Source organism: Streptomyces sp. PA03-3a, from assembly GCF_033792735.1.
Lineage (GTDB): Bacteria > Actinomycetota > Actinomycetes > Streptomycetales > Streptomycetaceae > Actinacidiphila.
The window spans coordinates 47,164-56,904 of record NZ_JARAVM010000017.1 but is presented as its reverse complement, the minus strand read 5'-3'; the positions used below and the strand labels follow the sequence as shown (position 1 = coordinate 56,904).

At 69.8% G+C, this 9,741-nt stretch carries 10 protein-coding genes; 6 read left to right on the top strand and 4 right to left on the bottom strand.

What is annotated here, in order from left to right:
* Window position 1 precedes the first annotated feature (1 nt).
* Together PV342_RS21305 and PV342_RS21300 are read left to right on the top strand one after the other, a co-directional pair.
* On the top strand, window positions 2–475 hold the full coding sequence (locus PV342_RS21305; RefSeq protein WP_500318379.1) for an Rv1363c family protein: 474 nt from the start codon (window positions 2–4) through the stop codon (window positions 473–475).
* A gap of 34 nt (window positions 476–509) precedes the next feature.
* Entirely contained in the window at window positions 510–1,271 is a 762-nt protein-coding gene (locus PV342_RS21300) for an Rv1363c family protein (RefSeq protein ID WP_500318378.1), read from the top strand.
* Between the two features lie 323 nt (window positions 1,272–1,594).
* On the opposite strand, the gene PV342_RS21295 is transcribed toward PV342_RS21300, so the two are convergent.
* The gene (locus tag PV342_RS21295) at window positions 1,595–1,771 is read right to left on the bottom strand and encodes a hypothetical protein (protein WP_500318377.1); all 177 of its coding nucleotides are present in this window, start codon (window positions 1,769–1,771) and stop codon (window positions 1,595–1,597) included.
* A 55-nt stretch (window positions 1,772–1,826) separates the two neighbouring features.
* On the opposite strand from PV342_RS21295, the gene PV342_RS21290 reads away from it, so the two are divergent.
* Together PV342_RS21290 and PV342_RS21285 are read left to right on the top strand one after the other, a co-directional pair.
* Complete coding sequence (locus tag PV342_RS21290) at window positions 1,827–3,392, top strand: sialidase family protein (protein WP_500318376.1); 1,566 nt, start codon at window positions 1,827–1,829, stop codon at window positions 3,390–3,392.
* Entirely contained in the window at window positions 3,389–3,892 is a 504-nt protein-coding gene (locus PV342_RS21285) for a hypothetical protein (protein ID WP_500318375.1), read from the top strand. The genes PV342_RS21290 and PV342_RS21285 overlap by 4 nt, the downstream gene beginning before the upstream one ends.
* A 447-nt stretch (window positions 3,893–4,339) precedes the next feature.
* Here PV342_RS21285 and PV342_RS21280 read toward each other — a convergent pair whose 3' ends face one another.
* From PV342_RS21280 to PV342_RS21270, 3 genes are all read right to left on the bottom strand, one after another.
* Complete coding sequence (locus PV342_RS21280) at window positions 4,340–5,512, bottom strand: hypothetical protein (RefSeq protein WP_500318374.1); 1,173 nt, start codon at window positions 5,510–5,512, stop codon at window positions 4,340–4,342.
* A gap of 38 nt (window positions 5,513–5,550) precedes the next feature.
* On the bottom strand, window positions 5,551–6,900 hold the full coding sequence (locus PV342_RS21275) for a replication-relaxation family protein (RefSeq protein WP_500318373.1): 1,350 nt from the start codon (window positions 6,898–6,900) through the stop codon (window positions 5,551–5,553).
* A gap of 799 nt (window positions 6,901–7,699) precedes the next feature.
* Window positions 7,700–7,942 carry a winged helix-turn-helix domain-containing protein gene (locus tag PV342_RS21270; RefSeq protein WP_386993477.1) on the bottom strand — a complete coding sequence of 81 codons (243 nt, stop codon included), beginning with the start codon at window positions 7,940–7,942 and terminating at the stop codon, window positions 7,700–7,702.
* Window positions 7,943–8,360: 418 nt separating this feature from the next.
* Here PV342_RS21270 and PV342_RS21265 point away from each other — a divergent pair, with 418 nt between their 5' ends.
* Window positions 8,361–8,666, top strand: a complete 306-nt coding sequence (locus tag PV342_RS21265) for a hypothetical protein (RefSeq protein WP_500318372.1) — start codon at window positions 8,361–8,363, stop codon at window positions 8,664–8,666.
* Between the two features lie 524 nt (window positions 8,667–9,190).
* Window positions 9,191–9,499, top strand: coding sequence for a hypothetical protein (locus PV342_RS21260; protein WP_396347378.1), 309 nt, complete (start codon window positions 9,191–9,193; stop codon window positions 9,497–9,499).
* Window positions 9,500–9,741 lie beyond the last annotated feature (242 nt).

The following is a 9,741-nucleotide window of genomic DNA, read 5'->3' as shown; positions in this document are numbered from 1 at the left end:
CATGAGGCTGCTGTCTGCGGGGCTCGTCGCCGCGACCGTGTTGACGACCGTGCTGTGTGTCTGGCTGGGCTGGAAGCTGTCCGACCAGCGCGCGGCGGAACAGCGCCGTCAGGACATATTGGCTGCGGCCCGCCAGTCGGCGCTGAGCTTCACCTCGCTCGACTACCGGCACTACGACCGGGACAGCGCCAATGTGCTGGCGAACGCCACCGGCGAGTTCAAGAAGGAGTTCGCCTCGCAGACCGAACAACTGACGAGGCTGGTCGCACAGAACAAGTCGGTGTCCGACGGACAGGTCCTGGAAGCGGGCATCGTGCGGTACGACGGGCGCTCGGCCCGGGTCCTGGTCGTGGCCGACAGCGAGGTGACCAACACCGCCGCGCCCGAGGGCCAGGCGCGCACCTACCGGCTCCAGCTCGACCTCGCGTATGTAGCAGGTCGCTGGTTGACCTCCGACGTCGTGTTCGTGGGCTGACCCGGCCGTGAGACCAACAATGAGGAGAGACACCGTGGCGAACCCGGCCTTCCGCAGCACCCGCGGCACCGGCTCACCGGCCCGCCGCACCATGACCGCGGCCACCCGCGCGGCGGCCAAGCGCGCCGGGCGGCCTGCGCCTCGCGAGTGCGGTGCCCACCAGGAAGAGCAGACCCGCTCCGGGCGCACCCTGCTCGTCGATCCGCCGCCGAACGGCTGGGAGGACCCGCCGGAGCCCGAGTCACCCGAGTCGTTCGAGGGGAAGACGGAGGTCGGTGCGTCCCCGCGCAAGGCCGGGCGGGGCGTGCTCACCGCGGCGCTGGGCATCGTCCTCGTGGCGGCCCTGGTCGCGGCCGCCGTACTCGGGCGGGAGTACCAGCAGGGGCGGCAGGCGGAGCAGGCCCGCGACGAGGCCCTCGCAGCCGCGCGGAATGCGGCGCCGGTCGTGCTGTCGTACGACTACCGGCACCTGGACCGGGACTTCTCCCGTGCCCGCATCCTGCTGACCGGGCGCTTCCGCGACCAGTACGGCAAGACCACGAAGGCGGTGGTCGCGCCGACCGCGACGAAGTACCACGGTGTGGTGAAGGCGACCGTGGCCACACCACCCGACGGTGACGCCCCGGCGGTGTCCGTCGTATCGGCCACACGGGACCGGGCCGTCGTCCTGCTCTTCGTCAACCAGATCACCCAGAGCACTCAGGTCCCGCAGCCGCGGCTGGACATGAACAGGGTGCGCATGACGCTCACCAACACCAACGACGGCTGGAAGGTGAGCGGCGTCGACGCGCTCTGACCAGGCCTCCGTAAGTGCCCTCGCGCGGTCGCGCGGGGGCACTTTTTCGAGGGGAACGGGCGCGGCCGGGCTGGGCCGGCGGGCTTCACTGCGGTCGGGCCGTGGTGGGCCGGGCGACGTTCTTGCCCCCGAGCGGTCTGCCTCACCAACTCCGGCCAACCCCCTCAGCACCCGTCCGGCCCGCTTCGAAAAGAGTCCGGTTGCTCGCGACGGACGCCGCCTGCCTCCCCGTAGAGCAGATGAAGGCTTCACCCGTACCGCCACCCTTCATCCGACTCGCGAATCCACGAGGTACCTGTGGCTCTCCTCTTCGCACGTCGCCTTCACCACCACCTGCGGTCGCGGGGGCGTCGCGCCGTCGGGTTGCTGGTGCTCGTCGCCGGAACCCTGCCGAGTGCGCCGGCCGGCGCCGCGACCCCGTCCTCCGGATCGGTCAGCGACACCGCGCTCACGACCACGTGGAGCGCCGGGCCCTTCGCCGTCCCGAATGTCTCCGGCACTGCCGGGACGGTGAGCTGCGGGCATGGGCAACCCTGCGACGACTACGCCCTGAAGGTGTCGGTGCCTGCGGGCTACGACGCCGGTCACAGCCTGCGCATCGACGTCAGATGGCCGGGTTCCGCCGCCGACTTCGACCTGTACGTCCTCGATGCGGACGACCAAGAGGTGGTGGCCACCTCGGCCTCTTCCAGCGACCCCGAGACCGTGCTGCTTCCAGCGGTGTCGGCGTCGTACACCGTGCGCGTGGTGCCGTACGCGCCGCTCGGCAACAGCTTCACCGGCACCGCGAGCCTGATCGCCGCTCCGGCCGATCCGCCGCCGAGTACGGCCACGCCGCCGACGTACGCGAACTCCCGGGCACCCGACGGCATCGCGGATGCGCACAACGCCGGTGAACCATCGATCGGCGTCGACCGTGCGAGTGGCGCCGCAATGTTCCAGGCGTACACGTCGACACTCAAGGTCACCTACGACAGTGCCGGTGCCGCCGCATGGCAGGACAAGAGCGCGAGCGCGGCCAACGGCTGCCCCCAGGGAAGCACCACCAGCCTCGACCCGATCCTGTTCACCGACCCGGTCACCCACCGCACCTTCGAGTCGCAGCTTGCCGGCAAGACCGCCCTGACCTGCTATACCGACGACGACGGTGACATGTGGACGCCGACGGGCGGCTCGGGCATCAACTCCGGTGTGGACCACCAGACCATCGGTGGCGGCGCCTTCGCCACGGGCGGTCCAGGCACCGTCACGTCGTACCCGAACGCCGTCTACTACTGTTCCCAGGACATCGCCGACGCCTCTTGCGCGGTCAGTCGGGACGGCGGTCTGACGTACGGTCCCGCCGTTCCGATGTACTCGCTGCTGGACTGCGGCGGCCTGCACGGGCATGTGAAGGTCGCCCCGGACGGCACGGTGTACGTGCCCAACAAGGGCTGCGGTGGCAATCAGGCCGTGGCCGTCTCCGAGGACAACGGGCTGACGTGGACCGTCCGCAAGAACCCGTCCAGCACCCCCGGGGACTCGGACCCGAGCGTGGGAGTCGGGGCCGGCGGGACCGTCTACATGGGCTACCAGAACAGCGACGGCACGCCGCGTACCGCCGTCAGCCACGACAAGGGCAAGACGTGGCTGTACGACCAGAACGTCGGCGCGGCCCTCGGCATCAAGAACATCGTCTTTCCGGCCGTGACCGCGGGCGACGACAACCGCGCCGCGTTCGCCTTCCTGGGCACCACCACCGGCGGCAACTATCAGGACGCGGCCAACTTCACGGGCGTCTGGCACCTGTACGTGGCCACCACCTACGACGGCGGCCAGTCCTGGGTGACCGTCGACGCCACCCCCACCGACCCGGTTCAGAAGGGGTCGATCTGCACGGGCGGCACCACGTGCGGCAACGATCGCAATCTCCTGGACTTCATCGACGTCACCACCGACGCCCAGGGTCGCGTGCTCGCCGCCTACGCCGACGGCTGCACCGGCACCTGCGGGACCGGAGGTGCGCAGAACTACGACGCGCTGGCGTCCATCGCCCGCCAGTCCTCCGGCAACACGCTGTACGGCGCGTACGACGCCTTGATCCTCGGCCGCACAAGAAGCCCTAAGGAAGTCACTAGATGAAGCCATCGCCCCCGGCTGCCGTAATGGCAGCAGCCGTCGTCAGCCTGGCCGCGGTCACCGGATGCTCAGCGGCGAACAAGCACGCCGAGCCACCGCGGGCGACACCGTACGCGGCGGAGCACGCAACCGATCCGCCGGCCGGGAATGCGGTCGGCTTCGCGCCCGGCGGCTGTCCCACTGCCGCGTCACTGCCGCTCCCCAAGGACTTCCCGGAGAACCTGCCGGTGCCCGACGGCGCGGTCGTGACCTCGGTGGAGCACCGCACCGGCGGCCGGCTCGTCGTCGCCACCGTCGTCCGGCGCGGCTTCGACACCACGCTGGCGTTCCTGCACAAGCGACTCCCAAAGGCTGGCTACATCCCCAAGGAGGGCGAAGTGGAGGAGGCCGACGCCGAGTCGAACTTCTCCTCCAGGAGCGTCCGGGGCCGCTGGACCCTGCGGAAGATGTCCGACTGCGAGGGAGGGGTGTACCTGACGTACCTGACGTCCGCTGTCTCCTGACCCTGCCCCGGCCAAGCCCTCTTCCTGGCCGGTGAAACTGCAAGGGGCCGCCTTCCGCGGCGAGCGGTACCACGTGCGCCGTTGACCGAGGGGTGGCCTCCCGGACTGGAAGACCCCTGGTGAACGCGTGCACCGCGATTCTGATCGGCCGGCCTGACGCAGCAGTCGGCCGGGGCCGTATACGGGGGCGGGTTGTCGCTGGTGCGGTGGAGAATGGGTCTTCGCAGGTCGTCGTGTCCGACTGCAGGCTGGGAGCGGAAGCCCTGACCAGGGACTCGGGACCCGGCCCTGCCTTGTTCCTCCCGGTGTCCATCTCGCGTGTCCGCCCCCGTGGCCCTGGGACCGGGGGCGTTCCCAGCCGAGGAGATCGGGAGCACTTCTCCTCGTCCATCGGTCCCGAGTGGTGGCGACGGATCGCGGGTGCGGTGGGTCCCGGGGGCAGCCGGATCAGGACCGGGGGAGGTCCAGGGAGTCGAAGCGGCGCATGAGGGCGGGCTTGGCCAGGTGGGCGGCCCGCAGTTCACCGGCCCGCCGGTCGAAGTCCGAGGTGCCACCGGTGCGGGCCTCCAGGGCGCGCAGGTCCGCCAGGAGTGCGACGGCGGCGTCGTAGGCGCTGGCGTTCTTCCGGGCGATCAGGTCGTCGACCTCACGCCACGCCTGTTCGGTGTTCTCGGCGAGCTTGTCCAAGCGCGCCTCCTGCGCCTCGGCGGCGGCCCGTGCCCGAGCCTGCTCGGCCGCGGCCTGGGCGACTTTCTCTCGCTGCCTGCGGTCGGTACGACGGCGGTAGGCCATGTCGAGGAGCTGGGCCGCAGTGCGCCGGCCAATTACGTCACGAGGGCCCGGGATAGTGGTCGCCGCCCGATAGCGGGCCAGGAGTCGGGGCCCTGGGGACGCGGTGGTCAGCGCGGCCTCGACCAGCAGGGCGTCCTTGTCGGCGGCGGGAAGACCGGCGACGAAGGCCGCCAGGGCCTTCCGGTCCAGGACGTCCGCGGTGGCGGGCCGGCTGTCCTCGGCGGCGACCGCCAGCAGGTCCGCGTCGACGCCAAGGAAGTCCGCCAGGGCCTGCTGCGGGCCGGTAAGCGAGGCCAGTCCCGCGGGGACGGGCGGCTCGACCTCGCGGGCGTAGTTCTCCTCGTCGTCCTCCGCGAGCTCCCAGGCGGTGAGCCCGGCAAGCCATGCCAGGTACAGCGGCCGCAGGTCTCCCGCCGCGAGTTCGGCGCGCAGCCCCACGAATGCGGAGAGCGTGTAGGACGTCTCGAATTCCCACTCGCAGCCGTCCTCCGAGGACACGGTGAAGTCCAGCAGCGTGTGTCCGGACCGATCCCATACGGTGAGCACGTCCTCCATGGCGTACGCGGTGGCCTCCTTGGCCGGGAGCGTCCCTGCGGGCAGGCGCAGGAGGAGGCGGCGGCTTCCCCAGTTCGCGTAGTACAGGTGAGCGTCGTAGAGCTCCTCGACCAGCTTCGTCGGATCGCCCTTGAAGTCGCCCCAGTGGTACTCGTTGACGAAGCGCGTCGCGGTGATGTCGGCGCGAGTGGACAGCGCCCGTACCTGTCTAACGTCGTCCTCGTCCAACGGCCGGTCAAGCGCGAGGAACTCGTAATACTGATACTCGCTCACGCCTCGGCAGCCTACCGGCCGTACACCCTGGGTTTGGGTCAGCCGCGGAGCCATCCGAACAGCCCATTGCCGCGCCGCTCCCGTTCCCACTCCGCCTGCGCTTCGGCTCGCTCGGCCGCGACGCGCTCGCGCTGCGTACGACAGCGCGGGCATTCATCGCCGCGGGCCAAGCCAGGGGCATCGTCAGGGTCGACGTCGCCGCCGCAGGTCGGGCAAGGCCACAGCGAGGCCTCCCATTGCCGGTGCTCGTCCTCCTGCCGACGTGCTTCCTCCTCCTCAGCTGCCCGCTGGGCGGCGCGACGTTGTTCGTCTCGACGGCCGTAGGCATGCAGGTCGTCGGCGTTGCGCAGGGCATCGGTGAGTGTCTGGGCTGAACCGTGGCCGAAGCGCCACCAGATCGCCCCGCACGGGCCGTGCTGCTGCAGCCGGTCCAGTGCGGTGGCCAGGACGGGCACCGTGCCGTCGTAGTCCCGGTACCCGTCCCGCTCTCCGGTGTTCCCTATCGGGCGGCCAGGACACCACATGCCCTGCCAGTGCTCCTCAGATGAGCGTGCGACCTCATGTATCCGTGCTTGCAGGGCCTCAGGACCGACCTGCTTGGTGAACACGAACGCCACTGGTGGGAATCCGCCGCGACCGGACGCCTGCCAGAGGGTCGACCACAGTGGGACTTGCTGCCCACCTTGGTCCTTCACGGTGCGCTGGAAGAACCGGCGGTAGCGAACGATCTTGTCTGCCACCTTGGCTGGCGGTTCGGTGCCGTTGTCCACCTCCACGAACAGCACCGGCAGCCCGGCCTCCGGCGCGCTCAGGACCGCGTCGGCGCGCAGGCTTCCCTTGCCCGGTGTGGTAAACGTGCCGGTGACGGGGAGAGCGACCTCGGTTTGCCAGCCGTGGAGTGTGCCAAGCCCTGGCGGCCTGGAAGGCAGCGGCTTCGTCGGCCCGGCGGCGGGCGGTGTGCCGCGGCGGGCAACCGGTTTGGTCGGCTCTGGCGGCGACTGCAGGAACGCGTCGATGGTGTCGGTTACCTTCACCGCGTGCGCCGCGCCGGCTCTGGCCGCCTCCCGAGCGGTACCGCCCATCTCACCGAGCGGCCGGTCCAGCTCGGTCGCGGCCACCGCCAATCCGGCCGTGGTGAGATTCCACAGGTGCTCGCTGACCGGCCGCCCCGACGGGTTCGTGCCGGTCACCTTGCCGACCGATTCCACCAGACCGGCGTCGCGCAGGTCCTTGCACGCGTTGCGAACGGTCTGTACGTCAGCAGTGCCCGGCAGGACGAGATGCCGAAGCTGTGCGGCCGTGGCGACCTTCACCACCCCCAGGGCCAGCAGCACCAGACCCCGCGTCCGCGCCGTCGACCCGAACCGCCACCGCGTCGTGCCCGTCATCGCGTTCTCCCTCCCCTCGGCTCTCGGCGCCGCACCACCCCACCCGCGTACCCACCGTCCGCGCCGCCACGGCGGCAGCCGGTGATCTGGGGCTGGGCGGACACCCGGGGCCCACCTCGCGCCCCCGGCACGACCACTCCACCACGTCCCACTGACACACAAGACAAAGAACAGGCAGGAGAAAAAGGGGTTGTCGAGGCGTCCGCCATCGGCCAATGCGCGGTCTGACCTGCGGCATCGCTGCACACGAGGTGGAAGGTCACCGTAGGGCGCGGTGTAGGGAGGACTGTAGGGAACGGTGTTGGGGCGTTTGTACGCACCGACGACAAATGCGGGTCACGAGCCGGAGAGGCCCACAGGCCGTGCACCGCGTCCTAGCCGCCCCGCCACTCACCGCCCGACTTCCCCCGACAGCCCATGCGCCACGAAAGGCACTCCCGGCCATCGGGCCTGCTTGAAGCACGACGGAGACTTGTCGGCCCGAGTCGGAACTCACCGACTACCGCGGCCGCACTCACCGTCCAGAGCTGAGGCGGTGGTCGGTGAGTGGCATCGGTCTCATGCACTGAGCGCCCCGGTGGTTCGCGACGCTCGGCAACGAGCAGGCGGGAGCACTTGGCATCAGCCGACCGTCGGACATCGCGAGGACACGGGGACCGGTTTACCTGTAGATCCTCCCGCTGAGCACGACATCGTTCTCGCGGGTTCTGGGGCGTGTGGACGTCTGGAGGTCAGACCGCCATGGGGCGATCATCACTCCTCGGCGTCTGGACTGGGGCAGCGCGGCGACAGCGTCCACCTACGGCTGATCCCGCTCCTCCGGCCTCAACACGTACGTGCCCATGCCCTTCTCGGAGCGCGTCAGCCCCTCGGCACGTACCCGCTCCATCGCACGCTGAGCCGTCGAGTTGACCACACCGAACTCAGCCGCAATCTGCACCACGCTGGGGACCTTGCTGCCAGGCGGATAGGTGCCGTCCGCGATCCGCTCAATGATCACGTCAGCGATCTGCGGCCACATGGCCCGGGTGCGATCGATCATGGGTCTACTGAAGCGCTCCGAAGTGTTCTCAGCATCCGAAGCGCACTGAGGTATACCGAGGTACACTGAGGCCTCAAACGAAAACGCCCCTGGGAGATCCGGGCTAGGGATCACTCAGGGGCTGACCGAAGAATGGAGCTTCGGCTATGCGAAACCCTATCGCCGCGCTTACCGCGTGGCTCCGACCCGCTCGTGGAAAGCGCCACGCGGCCGAGCCGGCGCAGGCAGTCCATCTCGTCCCGCTGTCCACGCCTCGGCTCTTACATCCGAGTGCGTGGGTCGAGGGTGACAGCCTTCCACTCGTGCCCTGGTACCTCGTCGACCACGAGTGCCTCCAGGAAGCACGGCGACAGCGCGACCGGCGAAGGGCACTGGCACTCGCCACGATGGGACAGGACTACGTGCCGGAGCGCACGGCATGACTGACGCTGTGGCGGGGCTCCGCCTGCTGCCGTGGGACGGTCCCAACGGGAAGCCCGCATACACCCCCGACGACAATCCCGAAGGCATGATCGCGCGACTCGCCGACCGCATGGAACGCGAACAACTCACCACAGCATCAGAGCTGCTTGAGCTTGCCCGTCAGATGCTCGCCGTTACCGAGCCACCGACCCCGAACCAGTCGCGCTTCGTCGTGGCACGTCTCTGCGACGCCCTGTCGAACACGCTGCGGGTCGCCGAGTCGCGCGGCATGCGTCTGACGACCGGAGACGCCGATGAGTAGGCGCGAAGCTCCGCGAATGACCATGCGCGTATCGCGCGATGGCGGGCAGACGTGGGGGCGCCGCCTGCACGTCCACAGCAGCGACAATCTCAAGCCCCTCCAGTCTTCCGAGTGGCCACCGTGCGAGTGCCGCCGATGCATGCCAGGCGTGCACCGCGCATAGCGACCCGCCCGAACGTAGAGAGGCCCCGTAGCGGCCTGCGGACAAGCAGGCCGCTACGGCCTGGCGCCCAGTCGTCTCGTGGCGTCAGCGGGACTCAGAGCTCCCAATCGCAGCGTTAGAGTACTGGGCCTCATCCCACCTTGATCGACAGCAACCCACAGCGAACCGTCCACGCAGGTCAGATGCGGTTTGCCATGAGGTCTGGACCGACGGCAACCGATCGCAACCCGCACTCTTGGTGCCATCCCTGCGCCATCAACTCACGTTCCTTTGGGGGCTCTAGGCGCGGGGTTCTTTCGGGCCGCGGCCCTTCCGGGAACGACGTTGGGCGAACTCGCGATCTCCCTCGTCGAGGGCCGCAATGCCTCCCCGCCCCCCACCCGCCGAGGACGACCAGACGCCGAGGGCGCGCGAGGAGTTCGGCGACCTGTTGGCCGCTGGCACCGGCCCGTCGACCCGCACCCTCAAAGGCAGGTACGGGATCGGCCAGGGCCGGGCCCAGCGCATCCAGAACGCGATCACCACCGCGGTCACCCGGCACGTTGAGTTGGCTGCCATCTCGCTCCGCGGCGGCATGGGGCCCACTGCGGAGGACGTGGCCCGCCACCTCAACGGCGGCGCGTACCAGTGGGTCCTGAACGCCGCCCTCATCGTCACGAAGGCGTCGTGAGCACGCCCCGCCGCTACCGCTGCGACAACCCCATGCCGAAGACAGGCGAGGACGCCCAGGCACCCGTGTACCGGGCTGCGCCTGCCCCGGAGCAGCAGCCCGTGCCACAGGTCGTCCACATCCACCAGGCGCCCCGTTACCGCACCCTTGCAACGCGTCACGCGCGGGGCGGAGGCCGGTGCCGTCGCGGCCGGGGGCAAGCCGCGCCCTGATGTCGAGCACGGCCGAGGTCTCGTCCTCGT